The 23,394-nt window shown below is 35.4% G+C and carries 16 protein-coding genes, 16 tRNA genes and 2 rRNA genes (1 of these 34 cut by a window edge); 4 read left to right on the forward strand and 30 right to left on the reverse strand.

Annotation, left to right across the window (positions count from 1 at the left end):
* The first annotated feature begins 187 nt into the window (after positions 1–187).
* The 4 genes from LMD38_RS23290 to LMD38_RS23305 are packed head-to-tail and all read left to right on the forward strand — an operon-like array spanning position 188 to position 3,127.
* Positions 188–853, forward strand: coding sequence for an amino acid ABC transporter permease (locus LMD38_RS23290; RefSeq protein ID WP_016716409.1), 666 nt, complete (start codon positions 188–190; stop codon positions 851–853).
* Entirely contained in the window at positions 834–1,472 is a 639-nt protein-coding gene (locus tag LMD38_RS23295) for an amino acid ABC transporter permease (protein WP_228919992.1), read from the forward strand. The genes LMD38_RS23290 and LMD38_RS23295 overlap by 20 nt, the downstream gene beginning before the upstream one ends.
* A gap of 30 nt (positions 1,473–1,502) precedes the next feature.
* Entirely contained in the window at positions 1,503–2,270 is a 768-nt protein-coding gene (locus tag LMD38_RS23300) for an amino acid ABC transporter ATP-binding protein (protein WP_000126486.1), read from the forward strand.
* Positions 2,267–3,127, forward strand: a complete 861-nt coding sequence (locus LMD38_RS23305; RefSeq protein ID WP_228919993.1) for a transporter substrate-binding domain-containing protein — start codon at positions 2,267–2,269, stop codon at positions 3,125–3,127. Before LMD38_RS23300 ends, LMD38_RS23305 begins: the two co-directional genes overlap by 4 nt.
* Before the next feature lie 45 nt (positions 3,128–3,172).
* Here the strand turns inward: LMD38_RS23305 and LMD38_RS23310 are convergent, their stop codons facing one another.
* From LMD38_RS23310 to LMD38_RS23455, 30 genes are all read right to left on the reverse strand, one after another.
* The gene (locus LMD38_RS23310) at positions 3,173–4,039 is read right to left on the reverse strand and encodes a GNAT family N-acetyltransferase (protein ID WP_016716407.1); all 867 of its coding nucleotides are present in this window, start codon (positions 4,037–4,039) and stop codon (positions 3,173–3,175) included.
* Positions 4,040–4,182: 143 nt separating this feature from the next.
* The gene (locus tag LMD38_RS23315; protein WP_228919994.1) at positions 4,183–7,674 is read right to left on the reverse strand and encodes a leucine-rich repeat protein; all 3,492 of its coding nucleotides are present in this window, start codon (positions 7,672–7,674) and stop codon (positions 4,183–4,185) included.
* A 128-nt stretch (positions 7,675–7,802) separates the two neighbouring features.
* On the reverse strand, positions 7,803–8,978 hold the full coding sequence (yhbH, locus tag LMD38_RS23320) for a sporulation protein YhbH (RefSeq protein WP_000503513.1): 1,176 nt from the start codon (positions 8,976–8,978) through the stop codon (positions 7,803–7,805).
* 447 nt (positions 8,979–9,425) lie between these two features.
* A complete protein-coding gene (locus tag LMD38_RS23325) occupies positions 9,426–11,321 on the reverse strand; it encodes a PrkA family serine protein kinase (protein ID WP_000353283.1) in 1,896 nt (631 codons plus the stop codon).
* A 392-nt stretch (positions 11,322–11,713) separates the two neighbouring features.
* The gene (locus LMD38_RS23330) at positions 11,714–13,783 is read right to left on the reverse strand and encodes a sensor domain-containing protein (protein WP_228919996.1); all 2,070 of its coding nucleotides are present in this window, start codon (positions 13,781–13,783) and stop codon (positions 11,714–11,716) included.
* A gap of 129 nt (positions 13,784–13,912) precedes the next feature.
* Positions 13,913–14,401 carry a tRNA (uridine(34)/cytosine(34)/5-carboxymethylaminomethyluridine(34)-2'-O)-methyltransferase TrmL gene (trmL, locus tag LMD38_RS23335; protein ID WP_000538147.1) on the reverse strand — a complete coding sequence of 163 codons (489 nt, stop codon included), beginning with the start codon at positions 14,399–14,401 and terminating at the stop codon, positions 13,913–13,915.
* Positions 14,402–14,459: 58 nt separating this feature from the next.
* Positions 14,460–15,347 carry an amidase domain-containing protein gene (locus tag LMD38_RS23340; protein WP_000260538.1) on the reverse strand — a complete coding sequence of 296 codons (888 nt, stop codon included), beginning with the start codon at positions 15,345–15,347 and terminating at the stop codon, positions 14,460–14,462.
* A 44-nt stretch (positions 15,348–15,391) separates the two neighbouring features.
* Entirely contained in the window at positions 15,392–16,534 is a 1,143-nt protein-coding gene (queG, locus tag LMD38_RS23345) for a tRNA epoxyqueuosine(34) reductase QueG (RefSeq protein WP_000345218.1), read from the reverse strand.
* Between the two features lie 198 nt (positions 16,535–16,732).
* Positions 16,733–16,806, reverse strand: a tRNA-Gly gene (locus LMD38_RS23350).
* Positions 16,807–16,920: 114 nt separating this feature from the next.
* Positions 16,921–17,574 carry a DsbA family protein gene (locus LMD38_RS23355; RefSeq protein ID WP_000842720.1) on the reverse strand — a complete coding sequence of 218 codons (654 nt, stop codon included), beginning with the start codon at positions 17,572–17,574 and terminating at the stop codon, positions 16,921–16,923.
* A gap of 188 nt (positions 17,575–17,762) precedes the next feature.
* Positions 17,763–18,539 carry a transglycosylase domain-containing protein gene (locus LMD38_RS23360; protein ID WP_000664712.1) on the reverse strand — a complete coding sequence of 259 codons (777 nt, stop codon included), beginning with the start codon at positions 18,537–18,539 and terminating at the stop codon, positions 17,763–17,765.
* Between the two features lie 486 nt (positions 18,540–19,025).
* The gene (locus tag LMD38_RS23365; RefSeq protein ID WP_000400448.1) at positions 19,026–19,487 is read right to left on the reverse strand and encodes an NUDIX hydrolase; all 462 of its coding nucleotides are present in this window, start codon (positions 19,485–19,487) and stop codon (positions 19,026–19,028) included.
* 148 nt (positions 19,488–19,635) lie between these two features.
* Positions 19,636–20,355 (reverse strand): YebC/PmpR family DNA-binding transcriptional regulator, encoded by a 720-nt coding sequence (locus LMD38_RS23370; RefSeq protein WP_000532946.1) that lies wholly within the window; start codon positions 20,353–20,355, stop codon positions 19,636–19,638.
* A 488-nt stretch (positions 20,356–20,843) separates the two neighbouring features.
* Positions 20,844–20,925 (reverse strand) — tRNA-Leu (locus LMD38_RS23375).
* Between the two features lie 10 nt (positions 20,926–20,935).
* A tRNA-Cys gene (locus LMD38_RS23380) sits at positions 20,936–21,006 on the reverse strand.
* 14 nt (positions 21,007–21,020) lie between these two features.
* Positions 21,021–21,095: transfer RNA gene (locus tag LMD38_RS23385), tRNA-Gly, on the reverse strand.
* A 5-nt stretch (positions 21,096–21,100) separates the two neighbouring features.
* Positions 21,101–21,175: transfer RNA gene (locus tag LMD38_RS23390), tRNA-Gln, on the reverse strand.
* A 63-nt stretch (positions 21,176–21,238) separates the two neighbouring features.
* Positions 21,239–21,314: transfer RNA gene (locus tag LMD38_RS23395), tRNA-His, on the reverse strand.
* 19 nt (positions 21,315–21,333) lie between these two features.
* Positions 21,334–21,407, reverse strand: a tRNA-Trp gene (locus LMD38_RS23400).
* Positions 21,408–21,414: 7 nt separating this feature from the next.
* A tRNA-Tyr gene (locus LMD38_RS23405) sits at positions 21,415–21,498 on the reverse strand.
* A gap of 10 nt (positions 21,499–21,508) precedes the next feature.
* Positions 21,509–21,584 (reverse strand) — tRNA-Thr (locus LMD38_RS23410).
* Positions 21,585–21,602: 18 nt separating this feature from the next.
* Positions 21,603–21,678 (reverse strand) — tRNA-Phe (locus LMD38_RS23415).
* Between the two features lie 9 nt (positions 21,679–21,687).
* Positions 21,688–21,763, reverse strand: a tRNA-Asp gene (locus LMD38_RS23420).
* Positions 21,764–21,766: 3 nt separating this feature from the next.
* Positions 21,767–21,843, reverse strand: a tRNA-Met gene (locus LMD38_RS23425).
* A 24-nt stretch (positions 21,844–21,867) separates the two neighbouring features.
* A tRNA-Val gene (locus tag LMD38_RS23430) sits at positions 21,868–21,943 on the reverse strand.
* Positions 21,944–21,947: 4 nt separating this feature from the next.
* Positions 21,948–22,022 (reverse strand) — tRNA-Glu (locus LMD38_RS23435).
* Positions 22,023–22,039: 17 nt separating this feature from the next.
* Positions 22,040–22,131 (reverse strand) — tRNA-Ser (locus tag LMD38_RS23440).
* A gap of 2 nt (positions 22,132–22,133) precedes the next feature.
* A tRNA-Asn gene (locus tag LMD38_RS23445) sits at positions 22,134–22,208 on the reverse strand.
* A gap of 8 nt (positions 22,209–22,216) precedes the next feature.
* Positions 22,217–22,332: ribosomal RNA gene (gene rrf, locus LMD38_RS23450) — 5S ribosomal RNA — on the reverse strand.
* A 101-nt stretch (positions 22,333–22,433) separates the two neighbouring features.
* Positions 22,434–23,394, reverse strand: a 23S ribosomal RNA gene (locus tag LMD38_RS23455); it runs 1,960 nt beyond the window's last position.

The following is a 23,394-nucleotide window of genomic DNA, read 5'->3' on the forward strand; positions in this document are numbered from 1 at the left end:
TGGCACCTCTTCTTTTAGAAGAGGTGTTTTCTACATTCATTTCATTTATTTTTCCAAAACGAATAAAACCTACTTGTTTTATAGGAATTATATGTTATTATAAAGGAAATAAATTGAATCTTTTTACATTTATTTCCTAACTATTAATCTTTTTTTCTTGATATCTAAATGAAGGGAGGTTGTCCATGTGGAGATAGACATTGATTTTATGAAGGAGCAAATTCCACTATTTGTAGATAGTGCACTATTAACTTTAAAAATCGCATGCTTCGCCATTATCATTTCATTATTTATTGCGAGTATAAATGGTTTAATTCTGTTCTTTCGAATTCGTATTATACATAAAGTTGTTCGCGCTTATGTGGAAGTAGCCCGAAATACACCTTTACTCATTCAATTATTTTTCTTATATTTCGGTTTACCATCATTAGGTATTACATTATCTAATTTTTCAATCGCATTACTTGCAATGTGCTTTTTAGGTGGTGGATATATGACAGAGGTCATTCGATCTGGTCTTGATTCAATATCCAAAAGCCAAGTGGAATCAGGATATGCCATTGGATTAAATAAATGGCAACTATTTAGATTTGTAGTTTTACCACAAGCTGCAACTATTTCTGCACCAGCCTTATTTGCAAATTTTATCTTTCTATTAAAAGAAACATCTATCGTTTCTGCGATCGCTGTTCCTGAATTGTTGTATACAACAACGAATTTGATTTCAATTTATTACAAAACATCTGAGATGCTCATTATGTTAACAGCTTCCTATATTTTTCTTTTTGTACCACTATCATTTCTACTATCTTGGTTAGAAAGGAGAAATCGTTATGGGCAATTCGGGCATTAATCTACTAATAGAATCGCTTCCGCAATTGCTAAAGGGACTAGAACAAACATTATTAATTGCATGTTTTACAATCATCATTAGTACAATTGGCGGCATTCTATTTGGAATCATTCGTACATCAAAGATTACTATTTTGAGGTTCATTTCAAGAACTTATATTGAATTATTTCGTTCTATCCCAATCCTTGTTTGGTTATTTCTTTTCTTTTTCGGTCTTCCAATCACTCTAGGGATAGATGTTTCTAGTACAGCTCTATCATTATGGGGAATTACAGAAATAGGCGAAATTGTAAGAGGTGCACTTCAGTCCTTGCCAAAGGGACAAGTAGAAGCTGGCAAATCTATCGGAATGAATAAGAAACAATTATATCAATATGTACTCATTCCTCAAGCAATACGGCGAATGATTCCCGCTACAATAAACATCTTCATTCGTATTATTCAAACGACATCTTTAACTGTTTTAATTGGTGTAACTGAAGTTATAAAGGCTGGACAACAAATTGTAGAACGAACAGGGGAAGCATTTCTCATATACGGTTGCTTATTTATTTTTTATTTCTTACTTTGCTATCCATTATCTATTTGGTCAAGAAAACTAGAAACAAGATGGATATAGACAATTCAATCATTTGAGAGGAGAAGAAATATGACTGCACCATTGTTGCAATTACAAAACATCTATAAGTCATACGATGATAACCCTGTTTTAAGAGACGTAAGCTTACAAGTATCTTCCGGAGAAGTCATTGTTATTTTAGGACCAAGTGGCTGCGGAAAAAGTACATTATTGAGATGCTTAAATGGTCTTGAGGATATCCAAAGTGGGAAAATGCTTTTTCATAACGCCCCCCTTCCGAAAAACGATGGGAACTGGCAAAAACTTCGTCAAAAAATCGGAATGGTCTTTCAAAGTTATCATTTATTTCCTCACATGACTGTTCTAGAAAATATTTTACTCGGTCCTCTAAAAGTACAAAAACGAAATAAAAATGAAGCATTGAAGCAAGCAGAACAATTATTACGAAAAGTAGGTTTACTAGAGAAAAAAGATGCCTATCCAAGAGAGCTATCTGGCGGGCAACAACAGCGTATTGCAATTGTTCGCACTCTCTGTATGAATCCTGAAGTAATTTTATTTGATGAAGTAACAGCTGCATTAGATCCTGAAATGGTCAAAGAAGTATTAGAAGTCATTATGAGCTTAGCTAAACAAGGTATGACAATGTTAATTGTCACTCATGAAATGGGATTTGCAAAAGCTGTTGCTGATCGAATTATTTTCATGGATGAAGGAGAAATTTGTGAAACAGGAGATCCAACTACTTTTTTCACATCCCCACAAACAGAACGTGCACAACATTTCTTAAATCAATTTTTCTATATTGAAACGGTGAAAGGGAGAGATATTATATGAAAAAGTTTTTAACATTTATTATTATCGGACTGCTTTCTATTTTAGTCGTTGCATGTGGTTCAAATGAAAAGAAAACAGAAAAGACCTCGGCAAAACCAAGTGGAAAAATTGAAGAAATAAAAGAGCGCGGTGAACTAGTAGTTGCTGTTTTTACAGATAAACCACCGTTCGGTTACGTTGACAAAGATGGGAAAAATGTTGGATTTGAAATTGATATGGCAAAACGGTTTGCGAAAGACTTATTAGGTGATGAATCAAAAGTAAAATTTATTCCCGTTGAAGCAGCAAGCCGCATTCCATATTTACAATCTGATAAAGTAGATTTCGTGTTAGCAAATATGACTGCAACAGATGAGCGAAAAAAGGTAGTTGATTTTACAAATCCACATTTAAAAGTAGCTGTGCAAGTGCTTGTTAAAGATGGTAGTCCTATTCAATCAGTAAAAGATTTAGAAGGGAAAAAAGTAATTGTAACAAAGGGTACAACTGCAGATATTTATTTAACAAAGAATATGAAAAACGTAGAGTTAATTAAATTTGATAAAAATACAGAAGCTTTACAAGCACTAAAAGATGGCCGTGCTGATGCATATGCTCAAGATAATCTTGTCCTTCTATCTTGGGCAAATAAAAATCCTGGATTCCATTTATTAAAAGACAAATTAGGTGGAGATGACTTAATTGCTATAGCAGTGAAGAAAGGCAATAAAGAAGTACATGATTGGGTAAATAAAGAACTTGAAAAACTAGGAAAAGAAAACTTCCTACATACATTATATGACAAACATCTAAAAGAAGAATTCGGTCCTCAAATTAGTCCTGAATCTGTTATTACTGAGGGCGGCAAAGTAAATTAAATAAAACCCATTCGTATGAAAAATATATTTCATACGAATGGGGTTTTACTCTATTATATAGTGTTGTAAACATGCTTTTTCCTCAAAGCCTACTTTCTTGTACAACTTCATCGCACGATCATTATTCGCATTCAAACATAATTCTATCTCTCTCATCCCGTGGAACGAGAAAATATACTGAATAGCAGCTTGTAATAACCGCTCTCCTACACCTTTTCTTCTACTATTTTCAGCAGTTGCAATAAATTCGATATTCGCTTCTTGAAACTCCGGACTTACTTCAACATATACGTAACCTTCTAACTTATCATTCTTCATACTTACAAATAATTTATTCGTATCACTTAAACGTTCGATAATTTCATTTCCTTCGTAATATGTATTAGGAAAAACATTATTGTGTAAAGCGATAAACCGCTCAAATACTTGCGGTAAAGCTTCTTCCACATTACATATAGTATGTTGTTTCACACCACTATTGCTTAACCTGAAAATACTATGTCGCTCTTGTTCTTTTGCATGTAAATCCTTCATTAAGCGGGCACAATTATTATTTTCCACATGATAAAAACCATAAAATTTTTCAATATGAAACGGTACCTTTTCTATAAGTTCCTTCCACATATATAAAGCAACTTTCCCCCAATTCTCTGCTTTAATAAACGGTCCCCATATTTCTGCACATTTCTTTACTTCATCCACATCAAATCCTAATACACCTATTAAGTCATTATTCTCATAAGTAGCAACAAAAGATTGTTCCCATCCTACATCCGAAAAATCATGGATAATTGTCTGTAACACTTCCTCTTTCTCATCTCCACAATAACCAACATAATGAGTAGCATCTTTATTCATACTTGCAATAAATGATGCAATCTCATCAATTTTTAAAATAGAACTAACATGCATAACCTCTCCTCCTTTCCTAGTATATTTACACTTTTTCCATTCATATCCTTCTCACATAAAAAGAAGTTATCATAAGCACATTTCAAAATGAAATTGCTATGATAACCTCTTTATAAAAATCATATAATAAGATAAAACGTTATTTATTTTTTAAATATATTTCTTCTAAACACAAACATACTAAGTGCAGATAAAACTAATGCCAGGCCACCAAATAAAGATACATTATTTTCTTGTCCACCTGTTGCTGCTAAAGATTTTTCACTTTCTTCTTTCTTCTTGCTACCTTGTTTATCTGACACATTTTCTTTCGCTGCTTGCTTCACTATTTCCTGTACTTGTGCAGGTGCTTGCACCGCTTCATTCTTCTGAACAGTAGCTGTTCCTAATTCATTTGAGCCCTCTGTTTGTTTCTTAGCGTTGCCTTCTGGTTTCTTTATATTTTCATCCTCTGTTACAAGTTCACTTGCCTCTTCTTTCGGCTTCTCTACTTCTGTCCCTGGTTTATTTGATTCTTCTTTCGGCTTTTCTACTTCTGCCTCTGCTTTACTTCCTTCTTCTTTTGGCTTCTCTACTTCCGCCTCTGCTTTACTTCCTTCTTCTTTTGGCTTCTCTACTTCTTCCTCTGCTTTACTTCCTTCTTCTTTTGGCTTCTCTACTTCCGCCTCTGCTTTACTTCCTTCTTCTTTTGGCTTCTCTACTTCTTCCTCTGCTTTACTTCCTTCTTCTTTCGGCTTCTCTACTTCTATCTCTGGTTTATTTGATTCTTCTTTCTGCTTCTCTACTTCTTCCTCTGCTTTACTTCCTTCTTCTTTCGGCTTCTCTACTTCTGTCTCTGGTTTATTTGATTCTTCTTTCTGCTTCTCTACTTCTGCCTCTGGTTTACTTGATTCTTCTTTCGGCTTCTCTACTTCTTCCTCTGCTTTACTTCCTTCTTCTTTCGGCTTCTCTATCTCTGATTCCGGCTTACTCGCTTCTTCTTTTGGTTTCTCTACTTCCGCCTCTGCTTTACTTCCTTCTTCTTTTGGCTTCTCTACTTCTTCCTCTACTTGGTCTAATTTCTCTACAATATTTTGTACAACTTCACCACTAAACCATATAAGAAGCCCAAACTGCTTAGTTCCATCAAAAGCAAAATCGTATTTCTTCTCACCTGTTGTTGTCCATACGATAGTGCCATCATCTTCATTTAAGATTCCGCCTTCACTTTTCAGATTAATATCTTCAAGTGGTTCACCTTCTACATCATGAACTGGAATTTTCACTACTTGATTTACTTGTGCATCTTCTAATTTAATCTTCTGTCTTCTAATATCAATTGTCGACCACTGAGATAGTTGGATAATCGGTCTTACATCTTGAATTTCATTTCCAGGAAGTTTTAAACCAATTAATTCTAACATTGAAGAAAACACAGAAATATCTTTAATTTTATTATCCGATAAATCTAACCACTGTAAATTTGCTAATTTACTTAATGGCGTTACATCTACTACTTTATTTCCTATAATTTCAAGTGAGTTTAATTTATTTATATTGCTGATTTCTTCTAAACCACTAATATTATTATGATTTACTACTAATTTGTCTAATTCATTTAATTGAGAAATTCCTTCCAAATCAGCATTTCCAATTTTATTATTGGATATATTCAAAATCTTTAAAGTGTTTATTTTGAATAATTCTTTAGCATTTTTAACATTGTTATTGCTTATATTTAAATTTTCAAGTTGTGTTAATGAACTTATCGGCTGCATATCTTCAATTTCATTATTGGATAAATCTACTATTTTTAAATTTCTCAAACTCGAGATAAAACTCGTATTTTTCAATCCAAAGTTCTGTAGCGTAAGCTCTTCCAGATTTGTCATAAACTCTATTCCACCAACATCTGTTATTCCTTGCTTTTCTCCATCAGCCATTTTAAATTTCTTAATTGTTAATAAATCTTCCTTTGTAATAGGCATATCTAAATTTTTTCTCTCAAAATTATGTTTGTTCATATATCGTTTTAAGTTTTTATCTTTGATTACATTGTCACTTTCTTCACGTTGTTCAACAATTTTTTGAACTACCATTCCATGGAATCTTATTTTGCTTTCAGCAGGAGCAGCTTCTAACTTAAATTCATACATTTTTTCACCTAAACTATCCCACTTTATAAATCCATTTGCAATACTTCCACTCTCACTCTTCCATTGAATTGTTTGAATAGGATCGCCTTTTAAATCGTATACAGGAATTGCAATATTACTATTTATATAACCTTCATCTAAAAAAACTTTTTGCCTTTGGACATCTATGCGAATTTTTTCACCCAATTCTTGTATAGGTCTTATATCACGAATCTCATTTGTTGCAAGCTTTAAATCATATAAATTCTTCAAATTGCTCAACGATGTTATGTCGGAAATATAATTTTCTTCTAAGTTTAATGCTTGTAAACTAGTTGATTTAGATAATGACGCAATATCTTGTATTTCATTATTTTTAAGGTTAAGTTCAGCCAAACTATCCAGTTTACTAATCGGTTCAATATTTTCAATCCCATTATTTTCAGCAGCTAAGGTACTTAACTTATTTAATTGCTCAATACCTGTAAAATCACTAACCTGATTAGAACTAATATATAATTTTCTTAAATTTGATAATGTATACAGTGGCTTAATATCTTTAATTTTATTACTTGTTAAATCAATTGTTCGAATTTTTTTCAGCTGATTTAACGGTGTTACATCAACAATTTTATTATTTTGTAAATGAAGTGTGTCTAACCTCTCTAGGTTTGCAATCGGTTCAATATTTTCAATTTTATTACCGGAAAGATTAACTTGTTTTAATTTCTTCAAATGTGAAACTGCCCCTATATTTCTCACTTCAGATCCTTCTAGCGTTAACTTCTCTAGATTTTCCATATTCTCTAAACCTTTTAAACTACTAATCCCTTGGCCAGAGTATATGATCAATTCTTTTACTTCAGCTAAGTCTTCTTTTTTTATAGGTTCGTTTACATCCTTTCTGTTTAATGCATATTTATTAATAGCTTGTTGTAATTTTTTATCTACTATTACATTTTGTGTTCCATCATTTTGTTGTTGTTCTTGTTCATCTTCATTATCTTCTATATCATCATCTTCTACGTATGTTTTTAAGTTCACATCAAAATCTATTTGGAAGTTCTTATCATAGCCTAAAGTTGGAATTAAAATATGCATTTGCATACCGTATCTTTTTCCTAATTCCTTCACCTCAAACTGTATAACTTTCGTCCCATGCTTTCTTTTATCCTCTGATAATACTTTCACATCTTGGAATACACCTGGATTGTTCACATCTTCAACCTTAAGATATTCAAAGAAATCACTATCTTTTAATGTCGCCGTAATAATCCTTTTTCCATTTTCAATCGTTAATTTAGGATTTTTTATATAAACTGTTGCATATGATTCTTCATCTGAATTTTGTTTGTATGCTTTAATCACAGCATCAAAAGCATATTTACTTACATTCTGTCCAGCCTTACTTTCTGCCGCTACAGTGGACGCCAATGCCGGCGTTGAATATACCGCAAACGGCAACGATAACGTCGCCGCTATTAACATTGCATTTATATGTTTTCTTTTATTTCTTTTCAACTTTACATCTCCTCCAAAATATATAATTCAAAATGTAATCATTTCTCGAATAAATGATAATGATTTTCATTATCATTGTCAACTAAAAAAATAAAAAGTTTACAAAAAAATAACCCCTTAAAAAGGGGTTATGCCATTTTCTCTCCTGATTCTTCTCTAAAAAAGCTCTTCATCGCATGGAATACATCTGCTTTTTGCTTTAAAATATAATATCTGAAGTTTTCATCTTTAATATTTTTATAGGCTGACATGAGGGTACTATGGCGGTTGTACTGATTCACTTCCCCATACCCAAACATATTACACTTCTTCATTAATTCTTCAACAAGTTTTACACATCTAGCATTATCTGAAGTTAAATTATCACCGTCTGAAAAATGGAATGGATAAATATTATAGCGGTCTGGTGAGTATTTATTATCAATTAGCTCGAGTGCTTTTTTGTATACAGAAGAACAAATTGTTCCGCCACTTTCTCCTTTTGAGAAAAACTCTTCCTCTGGAACTACTTTTGCCTCCGTATGATGGGCAATAAATTCAATATCTACTGTTTCATACTTTGTGCGTAGAAATCTCGTCATCCAGAAAAAGAAGCTCCGTGCCATATATTTCTCCCATATTCCCATCGATCCACTTGTATCCATCATCGCTAATACAACAGCTTTTGAATCTGGCTTTAACACTTCATTCCAAGTACGAAACTTTAAGTCTTCTTGGTGAATCGGATGAAAAGATGCTTTACCACGCATCGCATTTCGTTTATATGCGGATATCATCGTTCTTTTCTTATCAATGTTGCCCCATAATCCTGTTTTTCTAATGTCATTAAATTCAACATGCTCAATTCGGTTTTCATCCATTTCTTTTCTCTTTAAATTAGGTAATTCTAATTCTTTGAAAAATGCTTGCTCTAATTCTAAAATAGAGACTTCAGCTTCATAATAATCTTCTCCAGCCGCATCCCCTGCTCCTTGCCCTTTTCCTGGTCCTTTTTGCTTTTGACCACCTGATCCATCTCTCGCAACGACATCACCAACTTTGCTGTCACCATTTCCTTGCCCAACGTGTTTGTTTTTATCATAATTGTACCTAATCTTATATTCATCTAAAGAACGAATCGGTATTTTTACAACATCCTTACCATTAGACATAACAATGCTTTCTTCTGTTACAAGATCGGGTAAATTATTCTTAATTGCCTCTTGTACTTTCTCTTGATGGCGTTGTTGGTCGTCATATCCTTTGCGATGGAGGGACCAGTTTTCCTGTGAAATCGTATAATTTGGTTGGTTTTCTTCACCCATTTCTTTCCCTCCTTACTGTAATTGTCTTCCTATATGAACAGTAAGCTAGAAATTTTGTTTTATACTGTGCCAGCTAGAATGAAAGGTAACTGCCCATCGAAAATCATCCCATAAACATATATAACGTTTTTCATATAATACTCCGAGCATCCTAAACAAAATTTTGCCACTCACATACTAGAAAAGAATCATTCAGCCTTTGATAAGAAAGAAACACAATGCATAGTTGCACACATTTACACTTTGCAACATATTGTATTGTGTTGGCTTTTTTCGTATGAATGGTTGGTTACTCTATCATATGCATATTGTAAAAATAATTGACAATAAATTCATAAAATTGCATCTTAATTTATTATATTTGGACAAGGTATGACACTTTACACATATGAATGGATAATAAAACGCTGTCCCGCAAAATACAAGAGACAGCGTTTTGTTATCAAACTATCGGTTTAGCAGGCTACCTACATAGCGTAATAATTCATTCGCAGATGAAGAATTATAGCCGTGCTCATCAATTAAGCGTGCAACAACATCATTAATTTTCTTAAGCTGATTTTCGTCTGGTGTTTTCGTTGATGTTGTAATTTTCACTATATCTTTTAAATCAGCAAATAGTTTTTTCTGAATTGCTTCGCGAAGGCGCTCATGTGAGTTATAATCAAAGCGTTTTCCTTTACGCGCATAAGCAGAAATGCGAATTAAAATTTCTTCACGGAATGCTTTTTTTGCATTTTCTGAAATTCCAATTTGCTCCTCAATTGAGCGCATTAGCTTTTCATCTGGACTCATTTCTTCACCTGTTAATGGGTCACGTAATTTTGATTTATTGCAATATGCTTCAACGTTATCTAAGTAATTATCCATAAGTGTCTTCGCTGATTCTTCATATGAATACACAAATGCTTTTTGTACTTCTTTCTTCGCAATTTCATCATATTCTTTTCTTGCTAATGAGATGAAATTCATATAACGCTCTCGATCTTCATTACTAATTGACGGATGCTGATCCAACCCGTCTTTTAGCGATCTAAGTACATCTAATGCGTTAATAGATGGTACCTCTTTTCGAATAATTGTAGAAGAAATTCGGTTAATCACATAACGAGGATCAATACCGCTCATGCCCTCATCTTGATATTCACGTTGCAGCTCTTCTACATCAATCGCATTATAACCTTCTACCGTTTCTCCATCATATAAACGCATCTTTTTAATTAAATCAATATCCGGACGCTTCGGATCTTTTAAACGAGTTAAAATTGTAAACATTGCTGCAACGCGAAGTGTGTGTGGCGCAATGTGAACATTGGACACATCACTTTCACGAATCATTTTTTCATAAATATGTTCTTCTTCACTCACTCGTAAATTATATGGAACTGGCATTACAATAATTCTTGAGTGTAATGCTTCATTTTTCTTATTTGCTATGAAAGAGCGATACTCCGTTTCATTCGTATGCGCTACAATTAATTCATCTGCTGAAATAAGCGCAAATCTTCCCGCTTTGAAATTCCCTTCTTGCGTAAGCGATAATAAATGCCATAAAAACTTCTCGTCGCATTTTAACATCTCTTGGAATTCCATCATCCCACGGTTTGCCTTATTTAATTCCCCATCGAAGCGATACGCTCGTGGATCTGATTCTGAACCATATTCTGCGATTGTAGAAAAGTCCAGACTACCTGTTAAATCGGCAATATCTTGTGATTTAGGATCAGACGGGCTAAATGTACCAATCCCTGTACGGCGATCTTCCGAGAAGAAAATACGCTCTACAACTACATCCTCAATTCTCGAACCATATTCTTGTTCTAGACGCATAACGTTGAGTGGTGATAAATTCCCTTCAATTCTAACTCCATACTCATCAAAGAAATCATCCCGTAAATGGTGCGGAATTAAATGAAGTGGATCCTCATGCATTGGGCATCCTTTAATTGCAAAAATTGCTCCTCGATCTGTTCGTGAATATGTTTCTAATCCTCGTTTCAACATCGTAACTAATGTTGATTTCCCTCCACTAACAGGACCCATTAATAATAAAATACGTTTTCTAACATCTAATCGTTTTGCAGACGGATGAAAATATTCCTCTACAAGACGTTCTAAAGCATCCTCTAACCCAAATAGCTGATTACTAAAGAAGTTATACTTTCTTCTACCATCAACTTCTTCAATTCCAGCATCTTTTATCATATTGTAAATGCGAGAGTGTGCTGTTTGAGCCACCCATGGTCTTTCCTTCACAAGCTCCAAATACTCCGCAAACGTACCTTCCCATTGTAAGCGTTCTTCTGCTTCTCGATGCTGTTCAATTTTTTTTAGAATATCCATTATAGCTCCTCCCCCATCTCCTTGTTCAATCGGATTATTATAAAAGGTATGCTAGGATGTCCTTAAACATTCTTTAAATCAAAATGAAATATACAGTAGTGCTATAAAATTCTCTCCAAAATTCAAAGAAAATTCTGTATAATATAGGTATTAAAGTTTTTACACCTCTATTCATTTTAAATAAATTCTTTTCTTCCAAGAACATTACATACATTTCGATTCATATTTCAGATTCGTAAACTGAAAAATAGGAGGGATATTAGTATGAAATTATTATTAATTTTAGGTGTATCACTCACATTTCTTACAGCTATTTTTACATCTGGTTACAATGATAAACCCGGTACACATAAAAAGTGATGTGCTTCTTAGCACATCACTTTTTTTATCAATTATTTATAATACACATTTTCCACATCATATTTTGATAAAGGGCGGCTATAATAATAACCTTGTACGAACTTCACATTCTTTTCCTTCAAAAATTGTATTTGTTCCGCTTTTTCTACCCCTTCTGCAATTACATTCAATTCCAACGTATGAGCTAAATGAATAATTGCAGCCGTAATATTCGTATCGCGTTCATCTACATGTATACCTTCCATAAAAGAACGATCAATTTTCAAAGTATCAATTGGATACGTTTTTAAATAACTTAAAGATGAATATCCTGTACCAAAATCCTCTAAATGAATCTTTAAATTTTGTTCTTTTAATTGTAGCAATACTCTTTTCGATATATCTTTATGTATAAGGGCTCCTTCTGTAACCTCTATCGCTAATAAATGGGCTGGTACATTGTACTTATGTAAAGCTCGTGTAATCATCTCTATTAATGTAATAGAGCGAAAATGCCTGGCTGAAATATTAACTGCAATTGGGACAACTTCATATCCTTTATTTAACCATTCGCGTATTTGTCGACACACTTCATTTACTACCCATTCATCAAGCTTAATAATAAATCCTGTTCTTTCTGCTAGCGGAATAAATTGATTGGGAGAGACAAATCCTAATTCTTTATTCTCCCATCTTATTAAAGCCTCCATACTAGCTATTTTTTTCGTTTCAATATTAATTTGCGGCTGATAATATAAGAAGAATTCATTTTTTTCTATAGCACGATGTAATTGGTTTTCTATTATAAATCTTTGTTCACGCTCACAATCTAACCCGCTGCAATAAAAATGATAATGCCCTTTTCCTTTTTCTTTTGCTTTTTCCAAAGCAGCATCAACTCTTTGGAATAATATTTTTTCATCTTCTCCATCTGTTGGAGCCATTACAATTCCGATTGACGCACTTAAATACACGTCCTCTTCTTCAATTACAAAATGTTCACTAATCCTTTTCAGTATGTTTTTGGCAACTCCCTCTACACGTTCTTTCGTTATATTTTCTATTAACATAACAAATTGATCATCGTGTTCTCTAAATAAGTGCATACCAGCTATTTCAAAACTGCTTAAACATTCTGTAACTTTTTGTAATACTTTATCTCCTTCTTTATGGCCAAAAGTATCATTAATAAGATGAAATTCATCTAAATCTATAAAAACAAGCGCAAACTCTGTATTATCATTCAACAAAGTATTTAACTTATTTGCACATGAAATTCTATTCATTAATCCTGTTAACTGGTCATAGTAAGCTAAATATTCCGTTCTCATCTCATTTAATACTTGCCTTGTAACATCTCTCGTAACAATATATACTCCAACAATTTCACCATTTACAATAATCGGAATCGTCCTCAGAGAAATATATAGCTCGTACCCTTCTTTATGAATATACTTCTTTGAAACAATTTGCTTCGCTTTTCCTTGCATGGATCCTTTAAATATACTTTGAAAATCTTTTTCATATTCTTTATTAATAAATTCAAAGATAAATTTATTATTTAATTCTTCATATCGATATCCAAATATTTCATACGTTGCTGGATTCGCGTATGTAATTCTACCTATAGAATCTATAGATATAATGGAGTCATTATTATATTCTAGTAATGACTTAAATAACATTTGTTTTTCCTCTATTTCAATCTTCTCCTCAATTTGAGCTGTAATATCCCTCGTAATACAAATAATAAACTGACATACTCCTTCTTCATCAAATACAGGATTAAGTGAAGATTCATAATGTAAATTACCAGTTGGTAAACTAACTACATCACAAAAGGTATGTGCTTTTACTTCGCTCGCTACTTTTGCATATTGCACTTGCAATATTTCCGCCGTATCTTTCGGCAATACTTCAGAAAACGTTTTTCCATAACATTCTTCGCTTAGCTTTGCATAATCCATACCTATCTTATTTACATAAATATATGTAAAGGTTTCATCATCCATAACTTTCACAATAAATACTAAATCTTGAATAGCATGTAATAATCCTCTTCTTATTAAATCCATATCTATCATACTTAAAAAGGTATTTTGATTACGATATTGTTCCTTCATATTTATCTCAACCTGTCTGATCTATTTTTATTCATATATCACCATTCTATATGACTATGTACCCTTTTTTAAATGTATGATTCCATATTTATTTTTATTTTTAGAAAAAAAGTCGCCATATGGCGACTTTTAATAAACAATTTCTAAATCTAATCCTGGATAATTTTGTTGACGGAACGCTTCATAAATTAAAATAGCTGCTGTATTTGATAAATTTAATGAACGCACTTTATCAGTCATTGGAATACGTAAACAATGATCGAAATTTTCTTCGATTACATTAGCTGGTAAACCGTTCGTTTCTCTTCCAAATACAAAGTAGTAATCCTTCTCACGTTTACTATAATCAAACGCTGTATGAGCTTTCTCGCCATACTTTGTTAAATAGAAGAACTCACCGTCTTTATTTTTCTCATAAAACTCTTCAATTGAATCATAATACGTAATTTTCACGTGCTGCCAATAATCTAATCCTGCACGCTTTAACATTTTATCATCCGTTGAAAATCCAAGCGGTCTAATCAAATGCAATTCTGTTCCAGTTGCTGCACAAGTACGAGCAATATTTCCTGTATTTGCTGGAATTTCTGGTTGATATAAAACAACATGTACTCCCACGCGATATTCACCTCTGTTTTTTGTCTACTACGTATTATACCACTTGAGCGAAAAATCTCTACCCATTAATAATATGAAAGAATTTATATTTCATTTGTGGTGTATATTTACTAGAATCTTCATAGTTCCAATAACGCCGACGGCTATTCGCTGAATGTGCATTTACAAGTGGCATACCATCTGCGTCTTTTGCTACTACAATCGTCGTATGATTCCACCTACCATCATCCTCGAAATCATAAGCGATGACATCACCAAGAATAAGGTCCTCTGGCCTTTCTACAGCTTCAGCTCGAAGTCCTGATGTAGCACCTGACAAATACCAATAAAAAGAGTGTGCAACAGCCCAGCTCCAACTCCACTGATTCTCCCTTTGCCACCATCCTTTGCGAATATTAGGATATCCATTCATTGGTACTTCTCCAGTATGAAGACATTGAGAAATAAAATTCGTACAATTATCAGGGAAATTACGATATGCAGGGTTTCGATCATCCCACCAACGCTCTGCATATTTAACTGCCTCTAAACGGTTGTACTGATAGGAACCGTACTTCTCTTTTGTAACTTCCCTTTCTAATGTCTCACTCATTCCAACTGCTTCTGGCACTTCAATAGCATAATCACCTATTATCCGGCTATTATTTAAACAAACTCTTCGTTTTAATTGTTCCTCTTCAATATAAAATAATTCTTTATGCTTAATTAAATATTTAAAATGTATTTGATAATCAATTTCTTGATGATTGCTATTATTGAATTGCCTCATAAAAGAAACGTCCGCAGTTGCTTTTACTATCTCTGCATTACGCTTTTGAAATAATTGTTTCTTTCTCTTTGCTATTTGTAATAAATCTTCAGCAATACCATCTACATTTGTTCGTTTCTCTGTTATATATGCTAAAAAGTGTTGGACTTGCTTTTCAATATTTATTTTTACAACCATTTCGTCTCCCTCCCATATTACAATATGAAAAAGGGAGATATTATCTACTCTTTTTTCTGCGCTAACAATTCAAGTCCGCGATTCATTTCATGAAGAACCTCTTCGTCTTTCTCACGTTGCATCGCTTTTTCAATAGCTTCGCCCACGCCGTCTCCACCAATTTTCCCAAGCGCCCACGCTGCTGTTCCGCGAAGTACTGGTCTTGGATCGTCTTTCATAACACCAATTAAATCAGGAATTGCTGATGCCTCTTTAAAATGCGCAAGTGCCAAAATTGCATTTCGTTGCAACGGTTTTTTACCTCTCCATGAACCAGACATAATTCCATATTTCTCTTTAAAATCACGATTGCTAATTGTTAAAAGTGGTGTTAATAACGGCTTAACTAACTCAGGATCTGGTTCCATCTCAGGGTGATTATGAAAATCCATTCCTTTATTTTTCGGACAAACTGTCTGACACGTATCACATCCATAAATACGATTACCTATTTTGTCGCGATACTCTTCCGGTAGGAATCCTTTCGTCTGTGTTAAAAATGCTATACACTTCTTCGAATCTAACTGTCCTCCTTGTATTAAAGCACCTGTAGGACAAATATCAATACACTTTGTACAGCTCCCGCATTGATCTTCTATCGGCTGATCTGGTGGGAATGGAACGTTTGTAATCATTTCTCCTAAATATACATACGAACCAAATTCAGGTGTAATAATAGAGCAGTTCTTACCGCTCCATCCAATACCAGCACGCTCTGAAACAGCTCGATCGCTTAATTCACCCGTATCAACCATTGACTTAACTTCTATATCGGGAAGTTTTTCGATTAAATATGCTTCTAATTTCTGCAAACGATCTCGTAAAACTAGATGATAATCTTGTCCCCAAGAAGCACGACAAAAAATTCCACGGCGTTCTCCACGCTTACTTAATGGTGCATTTTTTAATTTTGAAGGATACGCTAATGCAATCGCAATAATTGATTTTGCACCAGGTAATAAAAGCTGTGGATTCGTTCTCTTTTCTATATCAGGCTCTTCAAATCCAGATTGATAATTTAATTGTTGCTGCTGGATTAACCGCTGCTTTAATTCTTCAAATGGTGAAGCACTAGCAAAGCCTATTTTATCTATACCAATCGTTTTACTATACGCAATGACATCTTGCTTTAATTGTTCAAAATCCATTCCTAATCGCCTCCTCAGATGAATCCATCCTTTATGTAACGATCTATTGGTTAGCAATTCACTTTTGGAATACTATTCTTTACTTCTATTTTCGCATAAAATACTGTTTTCCAAACATTAAAAAACGCAATGCCTCGTTTATCTCGGAAACGAAACACTGCGTTGATCACAATTTATAGAAAAACATTTAATAAAATTTGGAGCGGGTGAAGAGAATCGAACTCTCGACCAGAGCTTGGAAGGCTCTTGTTTTACCACTAAACTACACCCGCAAATATGAAATACATATAAGATATTAGAATAACTTATGTAAAGTAGTATAGCATGTAAAAAAAGCGGAAGCAAGAATTTTATCGAAAAAAGTCGAAAAAGTGATGAGTAGCTCATCACTTTTTCAATTCTTTATCAATCGCCTTCTTCATACTATCGAAATCAGGATTTGCAAGATTTCCGTTTATATATACTGAAGGAGCACCTTGAACTTTTAATTTTTGAGCACGATCTGAATCTTTACGTACTTTTTCTTTTATTTCTTTACTGTGTAAATCTTTCTTAAATTGATCTACATCAACTTTCGGAAGCTTCTCTTTCACAATGTTAAGAAGTAATTCTTCTGTAATCCATTCTTCCGTATCTTTCTTTTGACTTTGATAAATCTCATCATAGAAAGTCCAGAATGAATCTTTATCTTGTTTATAAATTGCTTCACCAGCTGCTGCACCTAAATCAGAGTCTTTCCCAATAAACGGAAAATTAATAAAGTATAACTGCACTTTACCTTTATCAATATACTCTTCTTTTAATCGTGGCAATACTGTTACATCCCAAGTACGACAAGCGGGGCATTTGAAGTCTCCAAATTCAACTACCTTAACCGGAGCATCATCTTTCCCTAAAGATTGTTGTGTGGAATAAGCAAACATCTCATTCCCTTTATCTTTTTTGTCATTTATGATGCTATACGCAATCGTTCCGATCACAATCAATACTGCAATGGAAAAAACTATACCAAGAGCCATGAGTTTGTTCGATGATTTCATATACATTCCTCTTTAATTTCATATTCTGTATACAGCATTGTACACAATACACATAATATCAACACTTATATACGTCACGCAATGAACACGCTCACATAAATTACAAAAACACAATAATTGTGACGATATTGTGTCACGATTTGTCACAATTTATTCAAAAAAAAGAAGCTCCTATGTAGGAACTTCCATTAGCTTACTGCTTTTTCACGAGCACTATTTAACATCGACTGCTCTGTTTTTATATCATGACGAATGACTAACTTCTCACTAACTGCTTGCACATACTCATCATGATTGATATAGCCTTCTTTCTCCATCAATCTCAAAACGACATTTCGTCTCTCTACGGCCTTATCATAATTTTGTACCGGTGAGTAATAAGCAGGTGCCTTTACTACAGCAGCCATCATTGCACTTTCAGCCAATGTTAATTGGCTCACCTTTTTACCAAAGTATAGGTTTGCTGCTTTTTCAATTCCCCATGCTCCTTCTCCGTAATAAATATTACTTACATATAATTTTAAAATTTCATCCTTTGTAAATGTACGTTCAATTTTTTTGGTATAAAAAATTTCTTTCCACTTGCGAGAAAATGTACGTTCATTCGTTAAAAAAGCATTTTTTGATAACTGTTGTGTAATTGTGCTACCACCTTGCACAACACCACCAGCTTTTATATTCTCAACAGACGCTCTGATAATCGCTATATAATCTAAACCGTTATGATGATAAAACCTTTTATCTTCTGTTGCAATAAATGCATGTGTTAATGATTCTGGCACCTCTAACTTAGCCGGTACATGTAATTTACTAATATCACTTTTCTCGATCATTACATTTCCAATGAATAATAACGCGAAACTTAACAATAATAATAAAATAATGGCTTTATACAAAAACTTAGTCATTGGATTTAATGCAACTTTTTGATGATAGTTCACCCTAGATAATACTCGTTCTTTCATCTTAAACACCTCTTTTCCACACAGCGTATAATTCTTACTTTAAGAATACCTTGTTGTAAAAAAATATCCCATCGATTTCTCTTACACATACCTTACATCATTGTAAGGTATAAGGTGAAACTTTAATCAGAACGCACCAATCTGATTGCCCGGCAAATAGTGGGATAAAAAAGTATTGTATCACAGTCCTTTTTTATCTACTATTCATCTGAAATATTGAATATAGATTATGCTAAACCAATAACAGATTAAATCTTAAGGCTATTATACTTTCTATATTAAAGCACTCTATTTTCATTATATCATCTACCAATATATATACTTTTGAGTATCTAGTAATCTAAATGTATATAATATATCATACATTATAAAGAACAAACGTTCTTAAAATCAATACTAACACTATTATTATTTTGACCTTTTTCTTAAACAGTATACAAAAAAGAGTAGTGATTTGATTGTATCTCAAACCGGCTACTCTTTTCTTTACAATCTTCCTATTAAGTTATATGGCTGCACTTCCCACGTTTCATACGGAATACAATGTGTTGCTCTCATCGCATCAAGCGTTCTGGATTTCATATGAGGACGCGTTATGTACTCATCTATGTTCTCTTCATTTAAAGCAACAAATTTAGCCTCTTGTATTTCTTCAGGCTGAATTTGTATTTCACCGCTCACGTATGCCACTTTAAAAACAACAGCTAGAATGTGCATGGAAGCATTATAGTAAACTCCTGTAATACCGATAGGCTTCACCGTTAATCCTGTTTCCTCTTTTATTTCCCTACAAATTGCTTGATCGAGCGCTTCTCCTTCTTCTACCTGTCCTCCTGGCAACTCCCATGTATCCGATCGCCAATGTACTTTAGCTAATAACACTTCGTCTTTTTCATTTGTTAAATAACCTGCTACAGCAACGATATGCTTTGGTGTTTTATGTTCCATATTAAGCCTCCTAGCAATAATGAATATTTCACATATCCCTATAAGCATATTCCCTGTCTACAACAAAATACCTTTACTCATTCATCACCTTAATGAAATTCATAAAAAGAAGCCCCTATCCGTTAAATGAAAAGGGGCTTCTATCGTATTATTCTCCTAAGTCTACGTTGTGGTAAACTTGTTGCACATCTTCTAAATCTTCTAATGCATCAACCATTTTTTCAAATTGTGCTTGTGCATCTTCAGGAAGTGTTACATCGTTTTGTGCAAGCATTGTTAATTCAGCAACTGTAAATTCTTCAACGCCAGCATCTTTAAGAGCAGATTGTACTGCATGGAATTGATCTGGTTCAGCATACACGATAACAGCATCTTCTTCTTCAAGAATGTCACGTGCATCCACATCTGCTTCCATTAAAATCTCAAGAACTTCATCTGATGTTTTCCCTTCAAGACCGATAACAGCTGTTGCATCAAACATGTAAGCTACAGAACCGTTTACACCCATGTTACCACCGTTTTTGCTAAATGCAGCTCGTACATCTGCTGCAGTACGGTTTACGTTGTTTGTAAGTGTATCTACAATTACCATAGCTCCATTTGGTCCGAACCCTTCATAACGAAGCTCGTCATAATTTTCTTCTGAACCACCTTTTGCTTTTTCAACTGCACGATCGATAATTGTTCTTGGAACATTGTATGTTTTCGCACGTTCTAATACCACTCTAAGCGCTTGGTTTGATTCCGGATCTGGCTCGCCTTGTTTTGCCGCTACATAAATTTCACGTCCAAATTTCGCGTATATACGGCTAGTATTTGCATCTTTTGATGCTTTTTTATCTTTAATATTATTCCATTTACGACCCATACTTTCCACTCTCTTTCCGGTTTTAAATCTACATAAAAATATTAATATGAAATATCATGTGTGTTCAACACATTTTTAAAAGAAATATAAAAAGTTCATTTTTGATTCATATTACAGACATAATATAAATCACTATCATTTTGTTCTTTCGACAAGTTATATTATACATGAATTGCTACATTTATCACGAATTTTAGAATCACATAACATAATTTAGCAAAAAAACTCTACCATTTCTATTAGAGTTTTTTACATCACCGATACCGCTTTCCATAATATTCCCTTAATTCCTTTCTATTGTTGTATAATTAAAATAGGAAAAATTTCGAAGTGAGTATAGAGGGGAGAATTATGACACATTCAAATACTACATGAATACGTTTATCTTAATCATTTAGTACCTATTTGTGCTTATTCTTTAGTATGATGAAAATAATAAAAAGACTCTACACATTTGGTGTAGAGTCTTTTTATTACGCCGTTCGTGATACCGATGGTCGGGGTCGAACCGACACTCCCGAAGGAACACGATTTTGAGTCGTGCGCGTCTGCCAATTCCGCCACATCGGCACAAAAGAAAAGGCGGCAACCGGATTTGAACCGGTGATAAAGGTTTTGCAGACCTCTGCCTTACCACTTGGCTATGCCGCCATATAAAATTTTACTGGAGCGGAAGACGGGATTCGAACCCGCGACCCCAACCTTGGCAAGGTTGTATTCTACCACTGAACTACTTCCGCAAAAATGGCTGGGCTAGCTGGATTCGAACCAGCGCATGACGGAGTCAAAGTCCGTTGCCTTACCGCTTGGCTATAGCCCATCGAATTCTTACTTAATTATATGTAAGCATCCATTAGATTATTTATAATTTTTAAAATAAAAATGGGGCGACTGATGGGAATCGAACCCACGAATGCCGGAGCCACAATCCGGTGCGTTAACCACTTCGCCACAACCGCCATGTTGTGTAAATATATTTGGCAGGGGCAGTAGGAATCGAACCCACACTGGAGGTTTTGGAGACCTCAGTTCTACCTTTAAACTATGCCCCTATGTAAATGGTGGAGGGGGGCAGATTCGAACTGCCGAACCCGAAGGAGCGGATTTACAGTCCGCCGCGTTTAGCCACTTCGCTACCCCTCCGAAACTTACATGGTGCCGGCTAGAGGACTTGAACCCCCAACCTACTGATTACAAGTCAGTTGCTCTACCAATTGAGCTAAGCCGGCGTATATGATTAAGATAAATGGTGGCTCGGGACGGAATCGAACCGCCGACACGAGGATTTTCAGTCCTCTGCTCTACCGACTGAGCTACCGAGCCTTATTAAAATGGCGGTCCCGACCGGGGTCGAACCGGCGATCTCCTGCGTGACAGGCAGGCATGTTAACCACTACACCACGGGACCATTTGGTTGCGGGGACAGGATTTGAACCTGCGACCTTCGGGTTATGAGCCCGACGAGCTACCGTGCTGCTCCACCCCGCGATAATACTATTCATATAATTTATATGGTGGAGGATGACGGGATCGAACCGCCGACCCCCTGCTTGTAAGGCAGGTGCTCTCCCAGCTGAGCTAATCCTCCAAAGTGGTGACCCGTACGGGATTCGAACCCGTGTTACCGCCGTGAAAGGGCGGTGTCTTAACCACTTGACCAACGGGCCAAATATTATAAATCCTATGGCGGAGAGCAAGGGATTCGAACCCTTGATACGCTTGTGACGTATACACGATTTCCAATCGTGCTCCTTCGGCCAACTCGGACAGCTCTCCAATGGCTCCGCAGGTAGGAATCGAACCTACGACCGATCGGTTAACAGCCGATAGCTCTACCGCTGAGCTACTGCGGAATAATATTGCCTGGCAACGTCCTACTCTCACAGGGACAAGGTCCCAACTACCATCGGCGCTAGAGAGCTTAACTTCCGTGTTCGGTATGGGAACGGGTGTGACCTCTCTGCCATCATTACCAGACATTATTCTTTTGAGACAATCATTATTATAACTTATTTTCTTTAAAAGTCAACAAGTTTTTTTATGTTCTCTCAAAACTAGATAACATTGCTACATATTATATGGTTAAGTCCTCGATCTATTAGTATTCGTCAGCTCCACATGTCACCATGCTTCCACCTCGAACCTATCAACCTGATCATCTTTCAGGGATCTTACTAGCTTACGCTATGGGAAATCTCATCTTGAGGGGGGCTTCATGCTTAGATGCTTTCAGCACTTATCCCTTCCGCACATAGCTACCCAGCTATGCCCTTGGCAGAACAACTGGTACACCAGCGGTGCGTCCATCCCGGTCCTCTCGTACTAAGGACAGCTCCTCTCAAATTTCCTACGCCCACGACGGATAGGGACCGAACTGTCTCACGACGTTCTGAACCCAGCTCGCGTACCGCTTTAATGGGCGAACAGCCCAACCCTTGGGACCGACTACAGCCCCAGGATGCGATGAGCCGACATCGAGGTGCCAAACCTCCCCGTCGATGTGGACTCTTGGGGGAGATAAGCCTGTTATCCCCGGGGTAGCTTTTATCCGTTGAGCGATGGCCCTTCCATGCGGAACCACCGGATCACTAAGCCCGACTTTCGTCCCTGCTCGACTTGTAGGTCTCGCAGTCAAGCTCCCTTATGCCTTTGCACTCTACGAATGATTTCCAACCATTCTGAGGGAACCTTTGGGCGCCTCCGTTACACTTTAGGAGGCGACCGCCCCAGTCAAACTGCCCACCTGACACTGTCTCCCGGGTCGATAAGACCCGTAGGTTAGAATTTCAATACAGTCAGGGCGGTATCCCACCAGCGCCTCCACCGAAGCTAGCGCTCCGGTTTCAAAGGCTCCCGCCTATCCTGTACAAACTGTACCAAAATTCAATATCAGGCTACAGTAAAGCTCCACGGGGTCTTTCCGTCCTGTCGCGGGTAACCTGCATCTTCACAGGTACTATAATTTCACCGAGTCTCTGGTTGAGACAGTGCCCAAATCGTTACACCTTTCGTGCGGGTCGGAACTTACCCGACAAGGAA

The organism is Bacillus pacificus, from assembly GCF_020861345.1.
Lineage (GTDB): Bacteria > Bacillota > Bacilli > Bacillales > Bacillaceae_G > Bacillus_A > Bacillus_A pacificus.